Genomic DNA, 25,559 nt, shown 5'->3' on the forward strand with positions numbered 1-25,559 from the left:
CTAAATAAACGCTTCCTTATGCTTTGAAATATCATTTTTATTATATTATTGTGTCCAAATAATGTCACTAATGCTCTATAAGGTTTTGTTGATCTTTGTGTGCCCAAAATTCAGTCTAATTGCTCTACCATTAATTGTACTGTTTGCTTGCCACGAAACTCATTTATATCTAACCGATACGCTAACTTAACTTGCTTTGCTTGATTGTCTGGCCAGCGTTTGATATCAACATTGAACGCAATAGCATCAAAAATTTGTTGATCTTTTTCTACTACTAACTTTAAATGTTTTTCGCCAACAATACGTTGTTGAACTAAGTTAAAAACATCATCAAATACCGGCTCTGGAAAATTTTGCCCCCAGGGGCCAGCTTCACGTAATATTTCTGCAAAGGCTAGGGTCATATCGTTGGTTAATAGCTCACCATCTGAAGAGATTATTCCTGTAAGTGCTTCTTCACTTAGCCATTGCTGAGCATATTTTTCAAATAGAATTGAAAATTGTTGAAATTGATCAGCTTCTATCGATAAGCCCGCAGCCATAGCATGCCCGCCAAACTTTATAATAATTCCGGGGTGCTGACTGTCAATGTACTCTAGTAAATCACGTATATGTAAGCCAGGAATGGATCGTGCAGAGCCCTTAATCTCGGTATTGTTAGTTTCAATGCTATTACTATCAAGGTCATCATTACCCTTAGCAAAAACAATACTAGGACGATGATATTTTTCTTTTAACCGCCCGGCAACAATGCCAATGACACCCTGATGCCAATCGCTATGAAACAAACTTATACCATTGGGTAAATTGTCTTCACTAAACTTTAGGCTAGCCAAAACTTGCTCTGCCTCAATTTGCATACCTTGTTCTATTTCTCTGCGCGCTTTATTTAAATCATCCAAATCGGCTGCCATAACTCTTGCAGTAGACAAGTCATTTGCTAGTAAACAATTAATACCAAAAGCCATATCATCTAAACGCCCTGCTGCATTTATTCGCGGTCCTAAGGCAAAACCAAAATCACTCGCTACTAATTTTTGCTGATTTTTACCAGCAATTTCAATTAGCGCCTGTATGCCTGGTCGAGTAGCACCAGCGCGAATTCGTTTTAATCCTTGTTCAACTAGAATGCGATTATTAGCATCAAGTGACACCACATCAGCGACTGTGCCTAAGGCAACTAAATCAAGTAATTGCGCTATATTAGGTTCTTTAATACCTTGTTGCTCAAACCAGTTTTGTTCACGCAAATATTTTCTTAATGCCAACATAAAGTAGAACGCCACACCCACTCCGGCTAACGATTTACTGGCAAAATTACAACCGCGTTGGTTAGGGTTAACAATGGCATCGGCAGGGGGTGTTTCTGCTCCGGGTAAGTGGTGATCAGTAACCACAACTTGTAGCCCTAATTCTTTTGCTCTTTTAACGCCAGCGATACAACTAATGCCATTATCAACAGTGACTAATACTTGCGCGCCTTGTGAAGCCGCAATATCAACTATTTCAGGGGTTAGGCCATAACCATATTTAAACCGATTAGGTACTAAAAAATGATGGTTTGTGGAACCTAACATTCGTAATGCTTCCATCATTAGCGCGGTACTGGTAGCGCCATCGGCATCAAAGTCACCTATTACGGTAATATTCTTTTTATCTTTGAGCGCTTGATATAAAAGCTCACAAGCCTCTGGCAAACCTTTTAAAGAATCAACAGCACATAAATGAGACGCGGTTAATTCAAGTTGGTCTTTGCTGGTAACACCACGACGTGCATATAGTTGTCGAACAATAGGATGCAAGGTAGCAGGTAAATGCTCATCGTTTACCTGATCTCGACGTATGATCTCTTTATGCATGATGCACCTTATTATGTGAAACGCTAGAAACAAAAATGGCAAGTGATTACTTGCCATTTTCTGATAGAAATACTGTTAGACCAAACTAAAAAGTTGCTTAATCGTTTAGCTATTAACCACCTTGTTGAGTGGTTTCTAGTAACGTAAATAGTTTGTCTGGGTCTTGATAGCCTGGCACCATCATGCCATTTTCAAGTATAATTGCAGGTGTACCCGTTACGCCAACTTGACGGCCAAAGTTAAACTCTTCTTCAATAGGCATTTCACAAATACGTGCAGCAACTGATGAGCCACTTTTAGCTTTAGTTAATGCTGACCCAGCATCTTCATGACACCAAATTGAGCGTAAATCTTTAAAACCTTGTGAATAGCCACCGTTTCTATCTTTAACACCAGCACGAGGATAAGCTAAATAACGTACGGTTATGCCTTTATCGTTGTAAGCATCCATTTGCTCATGCATTTTTCGACAGTAACCACAGGTGATATCAGTAAATACTGTTACTACATGCTTTTCGTTTTTTGCCGGGTAAACAATCATAGAGTCAGTAAATTTAACCATGCCATCAACACGAACTTGCGCTAAGCTTTCTTCAGTTAAATTACTCACGGTATCGCCTAAGCCATACATTTTACCATGCAATAAAAAATTACCATCAGCGCTTGCATAAAACAAACCTTGATCTGTTAACACTTCTACCATGCCTGCCATCTTTGATGGCTTAATGCTCGCAACATTAAAGCCTAAAGATTGTGTAAGCTTTGCTTTAACCGCTGCAATCTCTGGTGACTGTGTCTGAGCTAACATTACACTATTATTTGATGGCGAAGCCGGCTCTGCATAAGCAGCCACATTGTGAGTTAAACTCAGCACACCAAGTGCTGCAACCAATAAAAATTTCTGATACATAAGTAAATCCATACCTTAATGAATAAGCGGAAACTAGCGGAAAATTACAATTGCAATTTTAGTTAAATACAAAGACCGCTCTAATGCCGCTAAAATTACAGTGAAAACAGCATAATTGCAATAACACTAAGTCCATCGATAACGAATATTTACAATAAAGGTTTTAATTCTCTGGTCATGCAAAGCTTCTTATTTACTGAGATTTTGTTAAAATCTCGGCATTAGCTCACCAACCATCGAAAGTGGTTTGTATAAAACTCGGTAACTTATCAATGAACATCGCATTATTTTACGGCTCAACCACGTGTTATACCGAAATAGCAGCAGAAAAAATTCAAGCAGAACTCGGTGCTGATATTGTCAGTTTATTTAATATTAAAGATACGCCATTAGCTGAAATGGAAAATCACGATATTTTAATTTTAGGTATTTCTACTTGGGACTATGGTGAAATTCAAGAAGATTGGGAGTCACACTGGCCTGAAATTGCCAATATAGATCTCGAAGGTAAAATAATTGCCTTATATGGCATGGGCGATCAAATTGGCTACACCGATTGGTTTCAAGATGCATTAGGCATGTTACATGAACAAGTACTGGCTCAAGGCGGTTATGTTATCGGTTATTGGCCAAATGAAGGTTATGAATTTGCAGAATCGAAAGCGTTAACCGAAAACAAACAACAGTTTGTTGGTTTAGCTCTAGATGAAGACAATCAATACAATGCCAGTGAAGAGCGTATTACACTTTGGTGCCAACAAATTAACCTTGAAATTGCAGATATTCTAGCGGATTAAGCTAAATATCATAATAAATAGACAAATTTGGCAAGATCTTTAGGATAAATTTGATTTTGCCATTATAATCCGCGTTATTAATCCCCAAAGAAAATTATTACATGTTTGAGCAGTTTGACCTAGATTCCGCATTATTAGGCGGCGTTGAAAATGCAGGCTTTAAAAAGCCAACGTCTATCCAAGAATTAGTACTTCCAGTCGCTATGACAGGCAAAGACGTATTAGCTTCAGCCCCAACAGGAACCGGAAAAACAGCGGCTTTCCTTTTACCCGCTGCTCAACACTTGCTCGACTATCCACGTCGAGGTTCAGGTTTTCCGCGTGTACTCATTTTGTCACCAACACGCGAACTTGCCATACAAACTCATGAACAATGTGAGAAATTAACCGCGCTAACTAGCATTAAATCTGCAGTTATTACCGGTGGTGTTAATTATGGCAGCCATAAAGAAGTGCTAACAGGTAACACCGATATTTTAGTTGCTACACCTGGCCGTTTAATGGAATACATTGAAAGCGAACAGTTTGATAGCCGTGAAATTGAAATTTTGATTTTAGATGAAGCTGACCGCATGCTTGCAATGGGCTTTGCTGAAACCATTAATCGCATTGTTGGCGAAGCACGCTGGCGTAAACAAACCATGCTGTTTTCTGCAACACTCGAAGGTGCTGCGGTAGTGCGTTTTTCTCGCGAACTTTTAAACGATCCGGTATTTTTAGAAGCAAATCCTTCTCGTAAAGAAAAAGCAAAAATACATCAGTGGATGCACTTAGCTGACGACAAAGATCATAAATTCGCCTTATTGATGAACATATTGCAGCAAGAAGAAGTTGAACGTGTACTTGTTTTTGCTAATAAACGTGAAACCGTACAGTATCTTTCAGGCAAACTTTATGCTGAAAACATGCCTTGCGTATGGCTTGAAGGCAAAATGCAACAAGACAAACGTAACACCTCAGTAGAACGTTTACGTAATGGTACGGTAAATGTTTTAGTGGCAACCGATGTAGCTGAACGTGGTCTAGATATTGACGATATAACCCATGTAATAAATTTTGATATGCCACGCACTGCTGATATATATTTGCATCGCATTGGCCGTACAGGTCGTGCTGGCAACAAAGGCACCGCTATTTCATTAGTTGAAGCACATGATATGACTGTTATAGGTAAAATCGAACGCTACATTAAAGAGCGCTTACCTAGACGAGTGATTGAAACGTTAAGACCGAAATATAAAGAAGCACGTGTTGCCACCAAAAAGACCAAAGTGAAAAGAACTGTGGCACAAAAGAAAGCGAAAGCGAAAAAAATGGCTAAACGAACAAAAAGTTAAAGCTCGCTTATAAACCACGCTTTAAACACCAAAAACCTAAACGGATTCGTTTAGGTTTTTTTGTATTTAAAACACTAGATCAATTCAGTATTGTTGAGATTTTCAATTATGTTCATGAGTAAATTCCAAGACTAATGTCAGCAGAAATAATTACTTGTATAGGGTGAGATGAATCTTTACTATAAATTTTAAAGAATTAAGTGTTCTACTTTTTCATGAGGATAAATGGATTAACCCATGACATAAAATTTAAGCAGTAATGATGTTAACGATAAATTTTATAGTACTGTCTTTTTTCATTCTAACCATCAAAAATGAGTAAAAATCAATCGACTTAAAACGGATATATGTCCGTTTATCCTATTTACTGTTAAGGAGTTTCACATGAAGTGTTCATCAATGAGTTTGGCTTTTCTACTGGGTATTGCTACTTTCAGCAGTGCGCAGGCGCAACAACCCGTCGCCATTTCAGCCCAACTTGAGCAAAAGGTAATAGAATGGCGTCGTGATTTACATCAACACCCCGAACTAAGTAATCGCGAATTTCGCACAGCTAAAGTTATAGCTAAACATCTGAAAGACTTAGGTTTAGAAGTGCAAACCGGCATTGCACATACTGGCGTTGTAGGCGTGCTAGTTGGTGGCAAACCTGGCCCTACAATAGCAATGCGCGCCGATATGGACGCGCTACCTGTTATAGAACAAACTGACCTGCCATTTAAATCCACTGCGAAATCAGAATATAGAGGCAAAGAGGTGGGTGTAATGCATGCTTGCGGTCATGACTTGCACATGGCAATGCTAATGGGGGCAGCAGAAAAGCTCACATCAATGAAAGATGAGGTTGCAGGTACTATCGTATTTATATTCCAGCCTGCCGAAGAAGGCGCACCCAATGATGAAGAAGGCGGCGCTGAACTTATGCTAAAAGAAGGTTTATTTACTAAGCATAAGCCAGAAGTTGTATTTGGTATACACGTTTGGTCTGCTGGGAATACCGGCCATATTGGTTATCGCGAAGGGCCGCTTATGGCCTCCTCAGATCGTTTTGAAATTACCGTAAAAGGTCGCCAAACTCATGGTTCTCGTCCATGGGGTGGTGTTGACCCTATCGTTGCAGCAGGACAAATCATTGGTAGCACACAAACAATTGTCAGCCGCCAGGTCAATATCACTAAAGCACCCGCTGTTATTAGCTTTGGTATTATAGAAGGTGGCGTACGTAATAATATTATTCCAGATGAAGTTTATCTTGAAGGAACTATTCGTAATTTTGATATGGACAATCGTGCGCAAATATTTAAAAACTTAAAGACCACGGCTGAAATGACTGCTAAAGCAACCGGCGCTGAAGCACATGTACACATTGACGAAGGCTACCCTGTTACCATTAATGATATAGATCTGACACGAAACATGCTGCCCACTATTGAGCGCGTTGCAGGTAAAGACAAAGTTCATGTTAACGACTTAGTTACCGGCGCAGAAGACTTCTCATTTTTCGCTCTTGAAGTTCCAGGGCTCTTTGTATTTTTGGGCGTAACACCAGAAGGTGAAAATGCGGTAAGTGCACCAAGCAATCATTCACCGTTTTTCTATGCAGACGAAAAATCATTAAAAACGGGTACTGAGCTTTATGTCAATTGGGTATTAGATTATAACAAGCTGTAACCCTGTCCTTAATTGCTCTTAATTCCCCCTTCAAATGAATAGTAAGTGCTTAGTTAGCCAAGCACTTACTTTTCATTTTTTTCTTTACATTTAACTTGTATAAACTCCTACGTTCACGTTTTTGAAAAATAATTTCAGATAATCCCCCTACCCTATTAAAGCTATCGTTAACTTCAAATTTATAAGTGCAAATTTCATAACTTACTGAGCGTTAAGTAGCTCAGGCAGCAAGAGTCACCTAGCTGCACCATAGACAAGTTTTATTATTTAAAGTTTAAGTACCTACTCTAGTATTCCAAACTGGAAAATCTCCAATTTATGCACTACGTTTTAAACAGCCAGATTATTGGGCTCTCTCCTGTGAATTGGCTAACCTCAACTACTTTAACTAACTGCGTGCCTTATTGAAAAAACATATTGGTATGGCTCACAAGAGGGTAATCACATGCTAAGACGGAAATTTTTGGCTGGTTTAGGGATCAGTGTTGGTGCAAGTTTATTGGCTTCAAAACAACTACTGGCAGAAACCCAATTGCCGGTGAATAAAAGCAATGCTATCGCGCCAGCAGATTGGACAGCATTACGTGACTTGTTTCCATTAACCAAAAAATACATTCAGTTATCTACATTTTTATTAACGTCCCACCCTAAACCTGTTTCTGATGCTATAGAAATGCACAGACGTGGTTTAGATGAAAATCCTGCTGATTATTGGCACCATCGATTTGAAACAATTGATAATGATATCGCTGAGGTAGCAGCAGAGTATATGGGCGGTAAAGCTAAAAATATAGCATTAACAGACAGCACAACCATGGGGCTTGCCTTGATTTACAGTGGTTTAAAGTTGGCACCAGGAACAGAAATTTTACAAACAGTCCATGATCACTACTCAACAGATATGTCATTAGCATACCGTGCAAGGCGCACTGGTGCGAAAGTTCGTCGGATAGCACTTTACGAAAACCCATCAACCGTTAGCATAGCCGATGTAATTAAACGATTAAAAGAAGGAATTAACAAAAATACTCGTGTGGTTGCAGCGACATGGGTGCATTCGTCAACCGGTGTAAAACTGCCCATTAGAGCGATGGCAAATGCTATTAATTTAATTAACCAAGACCGAAGTAAAGATCAACAGATACTATTTTGTGTCGACGGAGTCCACGGTTTTGGCATTGAAAATGAAGATATTACCACTTTAGGATGCGATTTTTTTGTCGCTGGCACACACAAATGGCTGTTTGGACCACGTGGGACCGGGGTTATTTGGGGAAACGATCGTGCTTGGGCAAACACTGAGCCGGTTATTCCTAGTTTTAGTGCCTCATATGATGTGTGGTTAGGCAATAGTGTTCAAGAGCAAGTCCCTATGGGCGAGCATATGTCGCCAGGTGGGTTTCACTCTTTTGAACATCGCTGGGCCTTACCAGAGGCTTTTAAACTCCATATGCAACTGGGCAAAGCCAATGTGCAAAAACGCATTCACCAATTGAATACTCAAACAAAAGAAGGCTTGGCAAAAATGCGCCATGTAACGCTATACACGCCACAATCCAGTGAACTTTCTTCAGGCTTAGTGTGCTTCGACGTTGCAGGCATGAGCGCGGGTAATGTAGTGAAGAAGTTACACAGCAAAGGAATTATTATGAGTAGCACCCCTTATAGGAATAGCTACGCGCGATTTGCTCCGTCACTAATAAACAATGAGCAGGAAATTGAAAAAGCATTAAGCGAAATACAAGCATTAGCTTAAGCACTGATAGTTGTTTGATTTTGTTAAATAAAAATCCTGAAAGAAGCTATTTCCACTAAAAAAACATGAAGTAGGTATGGTGTAATTAACCGTTCAACGGTCTATTCTCTAAAAGCTATAAAGGGCTACTTTTGCCTTTATAGCTTTTATAGCTTTTATATTCAGTTCAATGGACTCAAGGTAATCGGCTTAAGGTAATCGATTTAACTTAATCGGCTTCTTTGCGCAAAAACACCCAGTCATTTCCTTTACTTAAATCACTAGAATATTGATATCCCGCCACATCAAAGCCTTTTAACTTTTCAACATCTGTAATTTGATTTTCAATGATATAGCGCGCCATTAATCCGCGGGCTTTTTTAGCAAAAAAACTGATCATTTTATATTGACCATTTTTCCAATCTTTAAATGCGGGTGTAATAATTTCAGCTTTTAATACTTTCTTGTTAACCGATTTAAAATATTCATTTGAGGCTAAGTTAATTAAAACATTATCGCCTTGAGCAGTTAACGCTGTATTTAAATGTTCGGTAATAATATCACCCCAAAATTGATACAAATTAGTGCCGCGATCATTATCTAATTTTTTACCCATTTCTAAGCGATAGGCTTGCATTAAATCTAGCGGCTTTAATAGCCCGTATAAGCCAGATAGTATTCGCAAATGCTGCTGTGCAAAGGCAAAATCTTTCTCGCTGAACGATGGAGCGTCTATACCGGTATAAACATCTCCATTAAAAGCTAATATCGCTTGGCGTGCATTTTCTGGCGTAAAAGGGGTTGCCCACTCACCAAAGCGCGCTGCATTTAAACCAGCTAATTTATCGCTGATACCCATTAATGAACTGATATCCGCTGGCGTTAATGTTTTACACTTTTTCATTAACACTTTGCTGTGTTCTAACAGTTCAGGCTGCGTAAATTTTTCAGTAGCAACCGGGGATTCATAATCAAGATTCTTAGCGGGAGAAACAACAAGCAACATTATATATCTACTCTACTTTAAAAAGTTTTTGCCACTATAACACAGGAAAAAACGAATATAATTACCTGCATTATTAATTAATCATCTAGCGAATAGCTATTACCCTATCCAATAGCGTTTTTATATCATTTATTTCGTCCTCATACTTGATAAATTATGAAAATTTGATACAAATAGAAGCGAATAAAACAGATACCTAGCAATGTCATCCTATCTTGCTCGAAAAACGTTGTAATATTTCATCAAATTTTACGTTTATACCCGTACCATTATTTATATCAAGGACATATTATGACCGATCAATTATCTCAATTAAAAGCAATGACAACGGTTGTTGCAGACACTGGCGACATTGAAGCTATTGCTAAGTTTCAACCACAAGATGCGACGACAAACCCGTCTTTACTATTAAAAGCGGCTTCATTACCTAATTATCAACAATTGCTTAAAACAGCTGTTGAGTGGGCAAAAACTCAATCTTCTGATCCTGATCAACAAGTGATTGATGCTGCAGACAAACTTTCAGTATTAATTGGTTTAGAAATTTTAAAAATAGTACCGGGTAGAATTTCAACAGAAGTTGATGCACGCCTTTCATTTGATACTAAAGCGTCTATTGATAAAGCACATAAACTTATTGCTATGTACAACGAAGCAGGTATTACTAATGATCGTATATTGATCAAAATAGCTTCAACATGGGAAGGTATTAAAGCTGCTGAGCAATTAGAGCGTGAAGACATTAACTGTAACCTAACCTTATTGTTTAGTTTTGCTCAAGCACAAGCTTGTGCTGAAGCTAACATTTACCTTATTTCTCCTTTTGTAGGCCGTATTTTAGATTGGTACAAAAAGGATACTGGCCGCACTGATTATTCAGCGAGCGAAGATCCTGGCGTAGTTTCAGTCACTAGCATTTATAATTACTACAAAGCAAAAGGTCACAATACCGTTGTAATGGGTGCGAGTTTCCGAAATATTGGTGAGATACTTGAACTAGCCGGTTGTGACCGTTTAACCATTAGCCCTAACCTAATGGACGAGTTAGCGAACTCAACTGAAACTGTTGAACAAAAATTGTTTAGTGACCAAGCACCTTTAGAGAAAGAAGCAGCACTTAGCGAAGCACAATTTAGATGGGAAATGAATGAAGATGCAATGGCAACTGAAAAGCTAGCCGAAGGCATTCGTAATTTCACTATTGATCAAGTTAAACTTGAGCAACAATTGAAGGCAATGCTTTAAACTTTTTTCATTAATAACTTAGTTGAATGTATGATTTTGTAACTAGATTGCAAAATAATGTTTCTATTTTATAAGCAACTGTGGTATTAAAAAGCTGCAGTTGTAGAAACAAGGAGCATACCATGGATAAATTTCAACAAGTATTGGGCTCAATAGGCGCTCAGCCAAAATCAAGTCCGAGTAATAATAAAAAAAGAAAGTGGCGTGAAATCGAACAACTGAAAGAAAAATTTCAACTGGAAAAAGAATTGAAAGCATATGATGATTCTTTAGAAAGCATGTTGAAAGAGTTTTAACTAAGCAATGTAGTGCTAATAAAATATTTAAAACGAATAAAACCCGGAACTTACCGGGTTTTTTATTGGCACTTTATAAAGAAGAAGCAAATGGTAAATAAAGCCGTAGGTCTAGGTAATAGCTCCGCCAGTATAATTTTCTATATAAAAAACCGCCCTCCGCTCGATATCTATCAAAACCTGAATATTGTGAAGCCGTTAATGCCTGGAGAAATTAGTCATATTTGTCAGGAAACCGGCAATCATTGGCGGAAAATTTTTAATGTTTACGCTAAATTAATCTTTGAGTTGTCGCCTCATGAGTTTTCAACTTGGCAAAAATTAAGAGATGAGCTTCTTTTACAAAAACATAGCGAGCATTGCTTACTTTTTTCAGCGCCTAATTTAACGACTAACTTAACGGCTAACTCAGCATCAATTCCACATCAAACTTCTGATGCTAGTACAACTCAAGCACCCTATTTCACATCAACTAACCCTCGTAAAAAACTGCACATAGTCTTAGGCAAAGGTTATGCTGAACACCTTAACCTTTGTAGCGACAGTATCTGGCTTAGCCATGACTTTGCGATTAATCATAAATTAGGTCTTATTATCTGCCCATATTTCGATTATCGACAGTTATCAAATATAAAAATAACACAGTTAGCGGGGTTAATTCAGCAGCATGCTCCGCCACTTGTATAGCATCTTCAAAGCCTGCTTATTATTATGCTTTTGTAAAGTCTGTATTAAAACGATATTCAGTAATATCCCCCTTGTAACGTATCAATTGGCTAAGCTATCAACTGAGCATAAAAAAAGCCTCAAGGATATATCCTTAAGGCTTTGTTGATAATGTCACGTTAAATACTTATTCAGTGAATTATCTAGTGAACTTATTATATTTGAGTATGGCTTAGCGCTTCAAACTGAAATATTAACTCTCAGGGATCTCAGGCTCTATATCGTTAGCTAGCTGCTCTACAACGATATTATCAACACGCTGTAAGCCTCTAGGTAACTTATTACCACGGCGACCACGCTCACCTTTGTAATGTTCAATATCGCTAGCTTTAAGGGTTAGTTTTCGCTTACCAGCATGCAAAGTAACCGCACTACCTGGCGGTAACACTTCAAGCAATGTTACATACTCTTCGCGAGCCTTAGCTCTTGCTGTAGGAATATTAATAATTTTATTACCCTTACCTTTACTCAAAATAGGTAAGTCTTTGATTGGGAATACTAACATACGCCCTTCTGAGGTAATTGAAAGTACCAACTCTGTTTCCAGATCAGTAATGACTCTTGGTGTCATTACTTTTGCAGCGGCTGATAAGCTAAGCAGTGCTTTACCATTTTTATTACGACTAACCATATCGGCAAAACTGCCAACAAAGCCATAACCGGCATCACTACTTAATAAATATCGACTTTCGTCATCTGCCATCAGTACTTTTTCAAAGTATTCGCCACTGGCTAAGTTAAAACGACCAGTCAGTGGTTCGCCCTGGCTACGTGCTGTAGGCAGACTATGTGCATCAGTGGCGTATGCTCTACCAGCGGAGTCAATAAACACCACAGGGCGATTACTACGCCCCTTAGCTGAGCATAAGTATTCATCGCCTGACTTGTAACTTAACGCATGTGCATCAATGTCATGACCTTTAGCACAACGTGCCCAACCTTTTTGAGAGACAACAACAGTGACTGACTCACTCGGCATCAAATCTTTTTCTGACAAGGCTTTTGCTTCACTTCGCTCAACAATAACTGAACGACGGTCATCACCATACTTTTCAGCGGCTTCTAAAATTTCTTTTTTCATGAGCGTGTTCATGCGCGCTTTAGAACCCAGTGTTTTTTCAAGATATTCGCGTTCAATATTCAACTCGTCTTGTTCAGCTCGAATTTTAATTTCTTCAAGCTTAGCAAGTTGACGTAATTTAATTTCTAATATTGATTCAGCTTGACGATCAGACAAGTCAAAACGAGACATTAACTCAGCTTTTGGATTATCAAAGCCTCTGATGATCTCTATAACTTCATCAATATTTAGATAAGCGATAAGTAAGCCATCTAAAATATGTAATCGTGCTAATACTTTATCTAATCTATATTGCAAACGGCGACGAACAGTTTCACGTCGATACTCCAACCATTCGCTTAAAATTGTTCTAATATCTTTAACCGCAGGTTTGTTGTTCAAACCAATCATGTTTAAGTTCACACGAAAGTTTTTTTCTAAATCTGTGGTTGCAAATAAGTGCTGCATAAGTTGTTCAATATCAACACGATTAGAGCGTGGAACAACGACTAAACGGATTGGATTTTCATGATCAGACTCATCACGTAAATCAACCACCATTGGCAGTTTCTTAGCTTGCATTTGATTAGCAATTTGTTCTAATATTTTACCACCTGAGGCTTGATGCGGTAGCGCGGTAATTACAACTTCACCATGTAATATCTCGTATACAGCACGCATTTTAATGCTACCACGACCCGTTTGATAAATTTTTTCGATGTCAGCTTTGAGCGTTATAATTTCAGCATCAGTCGGGTAATCAGGTCCTTTGATAATCTCGAGTAAATCGCTTAACTCAGCTTTGGGTTGCTCAATAAGATGAATACATGCGCTAGCCACTTCTCTGACATTATGTGGCGGTATATCTGTCGCCATGCCCACTGCTATACCGGTAATACCATTAAGTAATATATGCGGTAATCTTGCCGGTAACGTTTTAGGCTCTTTCATGGTGCCGTCGAAATTAGGCGTCCAATCAACGGTTCCTTGGCCAAGTTCTGCGAGTAGCACTTCACTAAAACGAGATAAACGCGCTTCGGTATAACGCATAGCAGCAAAGGATTTAGGATCGTCAGGCGCGCCCCAGTTTCCTTGTCCGTCAACTAACGGGTATCGGTATGAAAATGGCTGAGCCATTAACACCATGGCTTCATAACAAGCTGAATCACCATGGGGATGAAACTTACCTAATACATCACCAACAGTACGGGCTGATTTTTTATATTTTGCCAACGCAGACAAACCAAGCTCTGACATTGCATAAACGATACGACGTTGCACAGGTTTCAAACCGTCGCCAATATGCGGCAAAGCTCGATCCATAATGACATACATGGAGTAATTTAAATAAGCTTCTTCGGTGAACTGCCTTAAGGGCCGTTGCTCAATACCGTCTAAACTAAAGTCGATCGCATCTGACATGAAATTGTTCCTTAAAAGTTCGATTAATGCCGAGTTATTAAGCGTAACTTCTATTATTATTGTTCTAGGGGTAGCTTAGCTGATTATACTGGAGGAAAGTATACTTTTAGCTGATAAATATCTCACAATAGTGAATATTGTTAGTTTTATTTCTTTTCATTAGTGAAGCTAAAAACTTGGTTACGGCCATTAATTTTTGCTTGATACATAGCTAAATCTGCAGCATGTAACAAACTATCAAAATTTTCTTTTACATCTCTAATGCTCGCAATGCCAATACTCACGGTAACAGAGCTATTAAGCTTTGAGTTTTTATTGCTATGGTCTTGAATGCTGTCTTGAATTTTTTCACGTATATGCTCAGCAATGGCACGTGCTTGCTCAATAGTTGCGTCAGGTAGAATAGCAGCAAACTCTTCGCCGCCTATACGTGCAAAGAAATCTCTTGAACGCATTGTTTCAGCGGCTAAAGCGGCGACATTACAAATTACACTGTCGCCAACGTCATGACCTAAGTTATCGTTTATCATTTTAAAGTTATCAATATCTAACATTAAAATACTCAGTTCTTTATCTGAAGATAATGCTTTATGCATGTATGCATCGCCACTATTGAAGAATGCGCGACGATTTGGTAATTGCGTTAAACTATCGGTTTTAGCTAATAACTTTAATGCTCGACGAATTTTAAACTGTCTAACAAGCAGTAAGAAAAATACGCTAACTGCAACAATAAAAATAACGATATTAATCTGCTGTTGAGTGCGTTCTGACTCTGCCCGCGTAAGTGCATATTGCTTTATTTCATTATTTTGGGTAAGCAATTCATTTTCTTCATGCTTCTTCTCAATATTATATTTTTCATTTAAACGGTTAACGCGTAATTCTTTTTGTTGTTTCAAGTGCGCAAAATATTTTTTTATATATTTTTTCTTACTATCAAAGGCAAGCTTATCTTCACCCTGTCTTTGATATACATTAGACAAAAGTAAATAAGAATCGGCAAATAATGGTGAGTCGAGTTGCTTTTTGGTGAGTGATGGCTCAAGTAATATTGCTTTATTAAGCCAGTTAATAACTTTGTGTTCTTGCCCTTTAATATCTGAGATATTAGCCCTAATGACATTTAAAAGGTATTGCTCTGCAATATTTAAAGTTAACCCTGTAGCTTGTAATTCCAAAAGTTTAACTTGTGCGGCTGCCTTGTCATGCTCGCTCAACACTTTAAGTGAGTATACTGCCCCGCTAATTAGCCATTCTTGCTTTAAATTAACCTGATTAATTTGAGGACTATCAGCAGATGTAAATGCCTGTTGTTGACCAATGACTTCATCAGCATGGGCTTGCATATTGCTCGATATAGCCCAAAAAAATAATACAAAAAATTTAAACATTAAATATTTACGCATCAGAGCTAACCTTATTTCGACCAGCTTGCTTTGCTTTTAATAATTGTTCGTCTGCAGCTTTTAGCAAAAGTGAGAAGTCGGCATAATTATCGTTCTCAAATGTCGCAACACCGATACTGATAGTTAACTGGTTTATTTGCAGCGTTTGCCACTTTGTTTGTTCGATATGCTGTCGTAATCGCTGAGCAACTTCAAGTGCTTCATTATTTTGAGTGTTAGGTAAAAGTGCAATAAACTCTTCACCGCCAAATCGTCCAAATACATCGCTGGCACGCATTAAATTCTGACCTAACACGGCAACTTCTTGTAATGCTTTATCACCGATACTGTGACCAAACTGATCATTAATTTTTTTGAAAAAATCAATATCTATCATATAAACACTAAAAGCTTGTTGCTCCTTTTTTGCCTGCAAAAACAAATCATCTCCTAACTCAAGCAGCCTGCGTCGATTAATCACACCGGTTAAGCTATCAATTCTTGTCACCCTTACTAAGTTTTTTTGCCCCGTAATCACACGAAGTAAAAACCAAGCCAATAGCAAAGTACACACAGCTAATACGATAACGAAAATTTCTCGACTATTAGCGTTGTCTGTCATTTGTTGCAGCTGTAGATCTTGTAGTCGTTGTTTTTTTTCTAAAATATGCTTATGTCGCTGAGCCGTTTCACTTTCGTATTGGAGAATTAACTCATCAACTTCATTGGTTTCTCGTGCTTTTTTGTAGGCTATTGATTTAGTGAAAAATGTAGACTGAGTTTCAATTGCTTGACTGTAATCACCTAAAACATATTCTAATTTAGCACGGAGAAATAGGATATTTAATTCACTGGTATCATAAATATTACTATCTTTAAGCGCTAATAGTGCCTGCGCTTTCGCCAAATTATCGAGCGCATCCTGATAACGCTCCATTTTTTCTAAAACAAAGGCTTTATCTACAATATATTGTAATTTGACCGCGTGTTGTTCAACCTCTTTAACATATTCACCTGCAAGTATAATATAACGATAGGCACTTTCGGTATCAGGCTCTTTCTGATTTACCAACGCCCAAGCTATATTTCGATAGATACCCGCAATAAAATGATTACTCGTATTCGGTAGAATTTCGCTTTCTAATATTCGATAAACTTCAAGGGCTTGCTCATAACGCTCTTGGTTTGAATGGTTATTAGCAACATTATGCAAACTATTCAGCGCATAATTATGTTTTCCTGCCTTTTTAAAATGATGATAAGACCGCTCAAAGTAGTCGTTTGCTTGTTCTTCTTCGCCTAAATAACCGTATAGAATTCCCAACTCGCTGTTTATATCACCTAACAGAGCTTCATCTTCAATAGCATTAGCAAGTTTTAAGGCTTGGTTCAGAGTTATTAACGACTGTTTATAGTTTTTTTGTAAATATAATATCGCTCCTATATTAATTAAACCTCGCGCCGTTAACTCCGTATTATTCATGGAACGAGCAACGTCTAGCCCATTTTGATAAATTTGAAGTGCGCTATCAAAGTCACCTAAACTTTCTAGAGAAAAGCCTTTGGTGTAAGCAAGTTCAGCAATAAATATACTGGGATTGTTCATTTGCTTTGCTAGCATTAGTCCTTGGTCGGCAGATACCTCGCTTAAACTATAAAGTGCTTGGTCAGAATAGGCCGCTGATTGAATACGATAAAAATTTACTTGGTTGGATATAGGCTGAGTGTTCAACGCTTCTTTATATGAATTTAATAGAATTAAAGCCGCTTTAGGATCACTATTATTCAGTTGTTCTGCGCGTAATAGAAAAGAATTAAAGTCGTTATCTGTTAACGATTGCAATGCATTAGATTTACAAGATATTAACAAGAAAACAAAGAAAATGGGGCACAATTTTGAAAGATTAATTTTACAAAGCTTCTTAACAAATTCGCGCTCCAACAGCTTGTGCGATAATGTACCAAATACAGTATAAAACGAATTTGTGTAAATGATAAAGTATTATTTCGAGAGATGAAAAAGTTATTAAAAAACTTAACGACTATATAGCTTTAAGGCTATTTTTCAGTGACTTGCCAATAACTTGCTTCTATTCTATTGCCATCTAAATCGATAATAAAGCAACCATAATATGGTGTTCCATATTCTGGCCTTGCGCCGGGTTTGCCATTACAGCGTCCACCCAAAGCGATAGCGCATTGATAAAAGTCATCAACTTGTTGTTTATTTAATGCGACAAAGCCAAAATGAACGCCATTACCTGGTGTTGCCGGCAATTTATCATAAGGTTGTTGCAACCAAAATTCAGGGTACCCTTTCCCGTACGTAACAGCCTGTTCATATTCACTGACCAAGGCTATAGTCAATGTTGCAAGCACTGGCGTATAAAAGGCTTTAGCTCGCTTTAAATCATTAGTGCCAATAGACGCATGGCAGATGCTACGCAATAATCGATGCTCGATCATAATTTCCCTTAATAAAGCAAAAAGGTATAGTTAATAAACTATACCTTAATTAATTACCGTTAAACTAATACGTTAGTCATTGTTGAATTGGTAATACGAACAACTAAACGTCTTATGCTAATGCAATTAGTCTAGATCAACTAAATCACCTTTAGATTGGAGCCAAATTTTACGATCACCACTACGCTTTTTCGAAAGTAACATATCCATCAGTTCCATCGTTTCTGCGTGTTCATCAACCGTTAATTGCACTAAACGACGGGTATTGGGATCCATCGTTGTTTCACGCAATTGAAGAGGATTCATTTCACCTAGCCCTTTGAATCTCTGAACGTTTACTTTACCGCGTTTTTTTTCTGCTTCAATACGATCTAAAATACCGTCTTTTTCTGCTTCGTCTAGCGCGTAAAACACTTCTTTACCTACATCAACACGATAAAGTGGCGGCATAGCTACATAAACATGTCCGGCTTGTACTAATGGCAGAAAATGTTGAGTAAATAACGCACAAAGTAATGTTGCAATGTGCAGTCCATCAGAGTCGGCATCGGCAAGAATACAAATTTTACCGTAACGTAATCCAGATAAGTCCTCGGTGTCAGGGTCAATGCCTAAGGCGACAGAAATATCATGCACCTCTTGCGATGCTAATATTTGTCCTGAATCGACTTCCCATGTATTCAATATTTTACCGCGTAACGGCATAATGGCTTGAATTTCACGGTCTCTAGCTTGTTTTGCACTACCTCCCGCTGAGTCACCTTCCACCAAAAATAATTCGGTGCGTAAAATATCTTGGCTACCACAGTCAGTTAACTTGCCCGGTAATGCAGGCCCTTGAGTCACTTTTTTACGAATTATTTTTTTACTTGCACGTAAACGACGTTGAGCGTTTGAGATACAAAATTCAGCTAACGACTCGGCTATTTCAGTATGTTCATTTAGCCATAAACTAAAAGAGTCTTTAACAACGCCCGTAACAAATGCCGCACACTGGCGAGAAGAAAGTCGTTCTTTTGTTTGACCTGCAAATTGCGGGTCTTCCATTTTAACCGAGAGAATGTAAGAACACTTATCCCAAATATCGTCTGGCGTTAATTTAACACCACGTGGGATCAAGTTTCTAAACTCACAAAACTCACGCATCGATTCTAACAAGCCTTGGCGAAGACCGTTAACATGCGTACCACCTTGCACCGTTGGAATTAAGTTTACATAACTTTCACCAACTGACTCACCACCTTCTGGTAACCAAGTTACAGCCCAGTCAGCGGCTTCATGTTGTGAGGAGAAGCTACCTACAAACGGTTCTTCTGGTAAGCTTTCATAACCTTTAACTGATTCTTTTAAATAATCGACTAAACCATCTTCATAACACCATTGATATTTAGCGTCTTCGTTTTTATCATGAAACTTTATCGTTAAGCCTGGGCATAGAACAGCTTTAGCTTTTAATAAATGTACTAATCTGCGCGCTGAAAACTTGGCCGAGTCAAAATAGCTGGCATCAGGCCAAAACTTCACGCGGGTGCCAGTGTTTCGTCTACCTACGGTGCCTGTTTCTCTTAATTCTTCAACCTTATAGCCACTTTCGAAAGCCATTTCGTAGAGTTTACCATCACGCCTAACTGACACATCTACACGAGTTGATAACGCATTTACCACTGAAATACCAACACCATGCAAACCACCAGAAAACTGGTAGTTTTTGTTAGAAAATTTGCCGCCAGCATGTAACTTACAAAAGATAAGTTCTACGCCTGACACGCCTTCTTCAGGGTGAATATCAATAGGCATACCACGACCATCATCAATAACCTCTAATGACTGATCTTTATCAAGAATTACGGTAATGTTTTGTGCATGACCGGCTAAGGCTTCATCAACCGAGTTATCGATTACCTCTTGACCTAAATGGTTAGGGCGCGTGGTATCGGTATACATGCCAGGACGATGGCGTACTGGGTCAAGGCCACTTAAGACCTCAATGGAGTCGGAATTATATTGTTCGCTCATTTATATGTTCTGATCACTAGGCTGATATTAGTGGTAAGTTAAAAAATAACGCGATGTTAGGCAAGGCGTTTTCATAGTTAATAAAACTATGATCGCCATCTTGCTCTATAACTAACTCGCAATGACGGTATTTTTCAACAGCTTGTTGGTAATCTAACACTTCATCACCTGTTTGTACCATGACCAAGTAGTTATTTTTAGATATATTTACCTGTTCGAGTGATTTTAATTCAACTATATGTTGTGCAAGTACTTGATAGCGTTCTTGTGTATAAGGATTTACCTGCTCACCGAGGTAATTTTCCATTAATTCAAATGGTCTAACAGCAGGATTAATTAACACCGCTTTTGTTTGATATTTTTCAGCTAAGTAAGTACTAAAGTACCCCCCTAAAGATGAGCCCATAATTAACCAAGTAGCGCTAGGTTCAAGAGCAATAATATCTTCAAGTTGTTTAATAGCACCATTTGGCGATGAAATAATCTGCGGACAATGAAAAATAACCTCAGGATGGTTTGCCGCCATATATTTTCTCGTTAGTTCAGCTTTCATCGACTGAGGCGAAGAGTTAAATCCATGGATGTATAATATGTTAATCATAAAAATATTTTTCTCGTTATTTTCAGACAAAAATGACTTTTCGAGATATTTCGCCGGTACTTGCCAGCGTAAATACTTGATAACCTGGTCCTTGCCCGTTTGATGTCACCGTTGCAGAGTTTATATCAAATTGAATAGAGGTAGCAGGACAGGTGTATAAATTAATAGTTCGACCAACCAGCGTTATAGGTAAAATTAATGCCTGATGAATATGACCACAACCCAGCGCTTTAATGGAAGGGAATTTTGTTAACCATAGATAAAATTCTTCTTTATTAAGTAAACCATGCCGATCAATAAAAAAACCAGCATCTGTCGCATGATGATGTGTTAAGAGCAATTGTGATTTAGCCGGATTAATTATACTACTGGCCTTATTACATTCTTCTGCTGTTATAACGCCTGCGGGGGTCTCACTTTTACTTTCTAATAACAGCACCTGCCAATAATCATTTTCTATTACACTACTTTGGCAAAATGGTGCTTTCGACAAATACTGTTTTAACAGTGCTGGCTCGTCATGATTACCTGCTACAAAGTAAACCGGTATATTAATTTCTAAGTCATCAAAAGCATTGGCAAAAAGTTGATAAGACGCTTCGGTATGATCTTGAGTTAAATCACCGGTAAAAACAATAGCATCTATCGAAGGTTGCTGCTTTATAGAGAGTAATACTCTCTTTAAGTTTTGATAAACATTAGCCTGATGATGTGTACCACTTTTGTCTGCAAATAAATGGCTATCGCTCAACTGTGCAAGGGTAAATTCGTTTGGCATTAATTTGTCTGTTACTGTTTTTGGAAGCATTGGCTTATGAATTTCTAGAAATATCTAAGTGAACCTGACCCAACTTTAAGCAAAGTTGTAACCATTCTTTTAAAAAATAATTCACTTGTTGCTTTTCATTGGGTAAGTGCATTTTTTCGTTAGGGTAATCGTAACGTGGTTTAATTTGTTGCACATCTTGATTACTAATAACTTCGGCCATTCGAGCATCATGATACAAGCGTACCACCATTTTGGGTCGAAAAAGCTCGGTTAAGTTATAGCCATGAATATTCGCTTCTTGGTTAATCGTCATTAGTGTCGTGTATTTTGTTACTTCATTGACCTTAACGCGATAACTTAAAAAGTCTGAGATAAAAAAGCAACGCTGCTCTCCTACCTGCTCTTTATCAGCAAGTATACGAAGCAACAGCATATAATTCACCTCACACAAGGTCATTAACGTAGGTAAATGGGGACGGTATTTTTTTTCTACAACAGACATTTATTTCCAGTTTGACTTAAATTTATCAATATTTAGGGCTAGCCATTGTAGCGTAATAATAGTGGCCGCATTAAGTATCTTTCCCTCTGCAAGCAACTTCTCAGCATTTTTTCTTGAAATAACATGTACTAAAATATCTTCATCTTCTGACGCTAAACCAAAAATGCCAGAAATATTATCACTATCAACACAAGCACAATAAAGATGAATGCATTCAGTCATCCCGCCAGAACTTGAAAGGTAATCCATGACTTTAATCACATTTTCTGGCGCTAAATCTATATTGGCTTCTTCTTTTGCTTCACGAATAGCGACATCTTGTGGCACTTCATTTTCTGAAAACATACCAGCGATTAATTCTAATTGCCAAGGCCCAGTTTTACTTTGTAGAGCGCCGGCACGAAATTGTTCAATCAATACGACCGTGTCATTTTTTGGATCATATGGAAGTAACCCTACAGCATTACCGCGCTCAAAAACTTCTCTTGTTAACACTTTACTGTAACCACCAGCATAGAGTTTATGGCGAAACTGGTACTCATCAAGTGCGAAAAAACCTTGGTATTTCCTTACTCGACTTCGCACTTCTACGTCAGCTAAACCAAAGCGTAAGAGTGGTTCTTCGGTGATACTCATATTAGTGACCTTTTATCTGAATAGTCATATTTTTAGACATTTTTTAGATACCCTAACATTTAACATTTTGTTACACTAGAGTACCTCCTTATACACTTATTCTATTTAGCTAATTCATTATTCGCGATAAGATAGTTATAATTAGAAAAATAATAACATGTTCATTATTACAGGAATCGTTCCAACATGAAAAAAACAATAACCGCACTATTTATTGGCCTTGCTTTTACTGCAAGTAGCTCTTTAGCTAATGCCGAAGACTTATTATCAGTATACCAACAAGCACAAGCAAATGATCCGGTTGTTCTTAGAGCTCAGGCGCAATTTTTTGCAGCTGAAGAAGGTATTGAACAAGCTCGTTCTGTGTTGCTTCCTCAAATTTACGGTTCTGCAAGCTACACTGAAAGCAAAAGTGAGTTTATTCCAACCTCAGATACTGGGCAGTCTTCAGGTCAAATACTAACCAATAAAAGCGATACGACTAGCTACGGTATTAACTTGGACATGGAATTATATAACCACAGTACTTGGTTAAAACTTGATAATGCTAAAAAACTTGCGCACCAAAGCGATGTTTCATACCAATTAGCTAAACAAGACTTAATTGTTCGTGTGACACAAGCTTACTTTCAAGTACTTAGTGCCAAAGATGATTTAGAATTTGCAAAAGCAGAAAAAGCGGCTATTGAGCGTCAGCTAGAGCAAACGAAGCAAAGATTTTCAGTTGGTTTAACGGCTGTTACTGATGTACATGAAGCTCAAGCGCAATTTGATAATGCTGTTACCAGTGAAATTATATCAGAAAACCAAGTATTTAATGCTGAAGAAGCATTACGTGTAATCACCAATGTTTACCCTCGCGATTTATATATACTAAATACGGAACGTTTTAGTACTTCTCGCCCAGCGCCTGACAGTGCCAATGAATGGCAACAAACGGCTGAAGCAAAGAACTTAGAATTAATTGCTGAAAGAATAAGTATTGATATCGCAAAAGAAAATATCAATATAGCAAGATCGGGTCATTACCCTACCTTAAGCTTATCGGGCAGTTACGGTAGCCAAGATCAAGATAATGAAGTGAACAATATAAACTTTAACAATCCAGCATTAGATAGCCACTCAATCGGCATCTCTTTATATGTACCTATTTATTCAGGTGGTGCTATAACAAGTAGTGTTCGCCAAGCGCAAAGCAATTATGTTGCGGCAAGCCAAAATATGGAACAAGCATACAGAAATGTAGTGCAAAACACGCGTAACGCATACAACACTGTAATAGCAGCCGTTTCATCGATAAAGTCATTAGAGCAATCTGTGATCAGTGCGCAAAGTGCATTGAAAGCGACTGAAGCCGGCTTTGAAGTAGGTACCCGTACGATTGTTGATGTGTTAAACAGCACCAGAAACTTGTACAACGCTAAACGAAACTTATCTTCTACTCGTTATGATTACATTCAAAATGTATTAGCATTAAAGCGAGCAGGCGGAACGATTACAGAACAAGACTTAAGCGATATAAACCAAGGTTTAACCGCTGCTAAGTAATCGCTTGATTAGCAAAAAATAAGTATTAAAAAAGCAGCATTAAATGCTGCTTTTTTTATGTTCAGGCTTCTCTCAGAATCCTGCAAGTCGATATATGTCTATGTGCTAATCTTCTTGTTTTATGGCATTAATAATTTTAGTCGTAGAAATACCATCTTCAAAATTAAGCACTTTAACGTCACCACCTGCAGCAATAACCTCTTTACCGCCTGCGATATCCTCTACTTTATAATCACCGCCTTTGACTAAGGTATTAGGTAATATGTTGGCAATTAAACGCTGTGGCGTATCTTCACTAAATGGCACTACCCAATCAACTGCCCCTAACCCAGCAAGTACAGCCATACGACGATCGACCGGATTAACCGGGCGACCAGGCCCTTTTAATCGCGTGACAGACGCGTCATCGTTAACCGCAACAATGAGGCGAGTACCTAATGTATTAGCCGTTGATAAATATGAAACATGACCAGCATGGAGAATATCAAAACAGCCGTTGGTCATCACGATTTTCTCGCCGCGTGCTTGAGCTAACTCAACCGCAATTTTAAGTTGATCTTCGGTCATCACACCAAAACCACTTTCTTGGCCAGATAACAACTCTGCACCTAATTCAGCTTCGCTAACCGTTGACGTACCTAACTTACCAACGACAATGCCAGCCGCTATATTTGCTAATGCGCTCGCTTGAGCAAAATCAGCTTTTGCCGCAATTGACAGTGCCAATGTCGCTATTACCGTATCGCCAGCGCCAGTTACGTCATAAACCTCTTTAGCTTGGGTAGGTAAATGAAACTCTTCTTGGTCATGCATTAGCAAGGTCATGCCTTGTTCACTTCGAGTGACCAGCATAGCGATTAACTCTAATTCATTTAGCAGAGCTTGCCCTTTTTTGACGATATCAGCTTCAGTTTTACATGGCCCAACAACGGCTTCAAACTCTGCAAGATTAGGCGTAATTAATGTTGCACCACGATAACGTGAAAAGTCAGTACCTTTTGGATCAACTAACACAGGAATATTTTGTGATTTTGCCGCTTGAATAAGTGCTTGAACCTCTGACAATGTGCCTTTGTCATAATCTGACAACAACAATAAATCATGTTGAGCCACTAAAGCTTTGGTTTGCTCAATCAAGGGGGTTTTATCAATTTCAGCAAAAGATTCTTCAAAATCTAAACGTAATAATTGTTGATTTCGACTTAAAATACGCAATTTTGTGATCGTAGGATGATCTACAGATTGAATAAATTGACAATTTATATTCATTGCCGACAACTGTGTTTGCAATGTTTTAGACGCTTCATCGGCACCAGTAATACCAAGCAAAGTTACTTGACCATTTAGCGAAGCAATGTTCAAGGCTACGTTAGCCGCGCCCCCTGGTCGATCTTCGTCTTGATGTATTTTAACAATTGGCACAGGTGCCTCTGGAGAAATACGTTGAGTTGGCCCAGACCAATAGCGATCTAGCATGATATCACCAACCACTAAAACACGCGCTTTTTCAAAAGCGGGAATATCTACTTTCATCCTGTACCCTATAACAGATATAATAAGCAATATTGT

At 38.3% G+C, this 25,559-nt stretch carries 21 protein-coding genes; 8 read left to right on the forward strand and 13 right to left on the reverse strand.

Features of this window, described 5'->3' with window-relative positions; all coding sequences use genetic code 11:
- Nucleotides 1-110: 110 nt before the first annotated feature.
- Together recJ and dsbC are read right to left on the reverse strand one after the other, a co-directional pair.
- A complete protein-coding gene (gene recJ / locus DBO93_RS14265; RefSeq protein ID WP_204100690.1) occupies nucleotides 111-1,862 on the reverse strand; it encodes a single-stranded-DNA-specific exonuclease RecJ in 1,752 nt (583 codons plus the stop codon).
- 109 nt (nucleotides 1,863-1,971) lie between these two features.
- On the reverse strand, nucleotides 1,972-2,769 hold the full coding sequence (gene dsbC, locus DBO93_RS14270; protein ID WP_108456935.1) for a bifunctional protein-disulfide isomerase/oxidoreductase DsbC: 798 nt from the start codon (nucleotides 2,767-2,769) through the stop codon (nucleotides 1,972-1,974).
- Between the two features lie 272 nt (nucleotides 2,770-3,041).
- Between dsbC and fldB the strand changes: the two genes are divergently transcribed.
- The 4 genes from fldB to DBO93_RS14290 all read left to right on the forward strand — a co-directional run bounded on the left by fldB (nucleotide 3,042) and on the right by DBO93_RS14290 (nucleotide 8,330).
- On the forward strand, nucleotides 3,042-3,566 hold the full coding sequence (fldB, locus tag DBO93_RS14275; protein WP_108456936.1) for a flavodoxin FldB: 525 nt from the start codon (nucleotides 3,042-3,044) through the stop codon (nucleotides 3,564-3,566).
- Between the two features lie 101 nt (nucleotides 3,567-3,667).
- Complete coding sequence (srmB, locus tag DBO93_RS14280) at nucleotides 3,668-4,903, forward strand: ATP-dependent RNA helicase SrmB (RefSeq protein ID WP_108456937.1); 1,236 nt, start codon at nucleotides 3,668-3,670, stop codon at nucleotides 4,901-4,903.
- Nucleotides 4,904-5,287: 384 nt separating this feature from the next.
- The gene (locus tag DBO93_RS14285) at nucleotides 5,288-6,574 is read left to right on the forward strand and encodes an amidohydrolase (protein WP_108456938.1); all 1,287 of its coding nucleotides are present in this window, start codon (nucleotides 5,288-5,290) and stop codon (nucleotides 6,572-6,574) included.
- 445 nt (nucleotides 6,575-7,019) lie between these two features.
- Complete coding sequence (locus DBO93_RS14290; RefSeq protein WP_108456939.1) at nucleotides 7,020-8,330, forward strand: aminotransferase class V-fold PLP-dependent enzyme; 1,311 nt, start codon at nucleotides 7,020-7,022, stop codon at nucleotides 8,328-8,330.
- 208 nt (nucleotides 8,331-8,538) lie between these two features.
- Here the strand turns inward: DBO93_RS14290 and yaaA are convergent, their stop codons facing one another.
- Nucleotides 8,539-9,315 carry a peroxide stress protein YaaA gene (gene yaaA, locus DBO93_RS14295; RefSeq protein ID WP_108456940.1) on the reverse strand — a complete coding sequence of 259 codons (777 nt, stop codon included), beginning with the start codon at nucleotides 9,313-9,315 and terminating at the stop codon, nucleotides 8,539-8,541.
- 291 nt (nucleotides 9,316-9,606) lie between these two features.
- Between yaaA and tal the strand changes: the two genes are divergently transcribed.
- The 3 genes from tal (at nucleotide 9,607) to DBO93_RS14310 (ending at nucleotide 11,543) form a co-directional block, all read left to right on the forward strand.
- Complete coding sequence (gene tal / locus DBO93_RS14300) at nucleotides 9,607-10,560, forward strand: transaldolase (protein WP_108456941.1); 954 nt, start codon at nucleotides 9,607-9,609, stop codon at nucleotides 10,558-10,560.
- A gap of 122 nt (nucleotides 10,561-10,682) precedes the next feature.
- Complete coding sequence (locus DBO93_RS14305) at nucleotides 10,683-10,856, forward strand: DUF3545 family protein (RefSeq protein WP_108456942.1); 174 nt, start codon at nucleotides 10,683-10,685, stop codon at nucleotides 10,854-10,856.
- A 90-nt stretch (nucleotides 10,857-10,946) separates the two neighbouring features.
- Nucleotides 10,947-11,543, forward strand: a complete 597-nt coding sequence (locus DBO93_RS14310) for a hypothetical protein (RefSeq protein ID WP_108456943.1) — start codon at nucleotides 10,947-10,949, stop codon at nucleotides 11,541-11,543.
- Between the two features lie 232 nt (nucleotides 11,544-11,775).
- Here DBO93_RS14310 and parC read toward each other — a convergent pair whose 3' ends face one another.
- The 9 genes from parC to DBO93_RS14355 form a co-directional block, all read right to left on the reverse strand.
- Nucleotides 11,776-14,064 carry a DNA topoisomerase IV subunit A gene (gene parC, locus DBO93_RS14315; RefSeq protein ID WP_108456944.1) on the reverse strand — a complete coding sequence of 763 codons (2,289 nt, stop codon included), beginning with the start codon at nucleotides 14,062-14,064 and terminating at the stop codon, nucleotides 11,776-11,778.
- 146 nt (nucleotides 14,065-14,210) lie between these two features.
- Entirely contained in the window at nucleotides 14,211-15,473 is a 1,263-nt protein-coding gene (locus DBO93_RS14320; RefSeq protein ID WP_108456945.1) for a GGDEF domain-containing protein, read from the reverse strand.
- Entirely contained in the window at nucleotides 15,466-17,295 is a 1,830-nt protein-coding gene (locus DBO93_RS14325; RefSeq protein WP_162533798.1) for a tetratricopeptide repeat-containing diguanylate cyclase, read from the reverse strand. The genes DBO93_RS14320 and DBO93_RS14325 overlap by 8 nt, the downstream gene beginning before the upstream one ends.
- A 215-nt stretch (nucleotides 17,296-17,510) precedes the next feature.
- Entirely contained in the window at nucleotides 17,511-17,918 is a 408-nt protein-coding gene (locus tag DBO93_RS14330) for a VOC family protein (RefSeq protein ID WP_108456947.1), read from the reverse strand.
- Between the two features lie 126 nt (nucleotides 17,919-18,044).
- Complete coding sequence (gene parE / locus DBO93_RS14335; protein WP_108456948.1) at nucleotides 18,045-19,934, reverse strand: DNA topoisomerase IV subunit B; 1,890 nt, start codon at nucleotides 19,932-19,934, stop codon at nucleotides 18,045-18,047.
- 16 nt (nucleotides 19,935-19,950) lie between these two features.
- Nucleotides 19,951-20,535, reverse strand: coding sequence for a YqiA/YcfP family alpha/beta fold hydrolase (locus DBO93_RS14340; RefSeq protein ID WP_108457863.1), 585 nt, complete (start codon nucleotides 20,533-20,535; stop codon nucleotides 19,951-19,953).
- A 22-nt stretch (nucleotides 20,536-20,557) separates the two neighbouring features.
- On the reverse strand, nucleotides 20,558-21,343 hold the full coding sequence (locus DBO93_RS14345) for a metallophosphoesterase (RefSeq protein ID WP_239059001.1): 786 nt from the start codon (nucleotides 21,341-21,343) through the stop codon (nucleotides 20,558-20,560).
- A 4-nt stretch (nucleotides 21,344-21,347) separates the two neighbouring features.
- Entirely contained in the window at nucleotides 21,348-21,806 is a 459-nt protein-coding gene (locus DBO93_RS14350) for a DUF1249 domain-containing protein (protein WP_108456949.1), read from the reverse strand.
- On the reverse strand, nucleotides 21,807-22,442 hold the full coding sequence (locus tag DBO93_RS14355) for an NUDIX domain-containing protein (RefSeq protein WP_108456950.1): 636 nt from the start codon (nucleotides 22,440-22,442) through the stop codon (nucleotides 21,807-21,809).
- Nucleotides 22,443-22,628: 186 nt separating this feature from the next.
- Between DBO93_RS14355 and tolC the strand changes: the two genes are divergently transcribed.
- Nucleotides 22,629-23,990: an outer membrane channel protein TolC gene (tolC, locus tag DBO93_RS14360; RefSeq protein WP_108456951.1), complete on the forward strand. Its 1,362-nt coding sequence runs from the start codon at nucleotides 22,629-22,631 to the stop codon at nucleotides 23,988-23,990.
- 105 nt (nucleotides 23,991-24,095) lie between these two features.
- Here tolC and hldE read toward each other — a convergent pair whose 3' ends face one another.
- Complete coding sequence (gene hldE, locus DBO93_RS14365; protein ID WP_108456952.1) at nucleotides 24,096-25,523, reverse strand: bifunctional D-glycero-beta-D-manno-heptose-7-phosphate kinase/D-glycero-beta-D-manno-heptose 1-phosphate adenylyltransferase HldE; 1,428 nt, start codon at nucleotides 25,521-25,523, stop codon at nucleotides 24,096-24,098.
- Nucleotides 25,524-25,559 lie beyond the last annotated feature (36 nt).

Origin of the sequence: Colwellia sp. Arc7-D (assembly GCF_003061515.1) — a bacterium.
In the GTDB taxonomy this organism is placed as follows: domain Bacteria; phylum Pseudomonadota; class Gammaproteobacteria; order Enterobacterales; family Alteromonadaceae; genus Cognaticolwellia.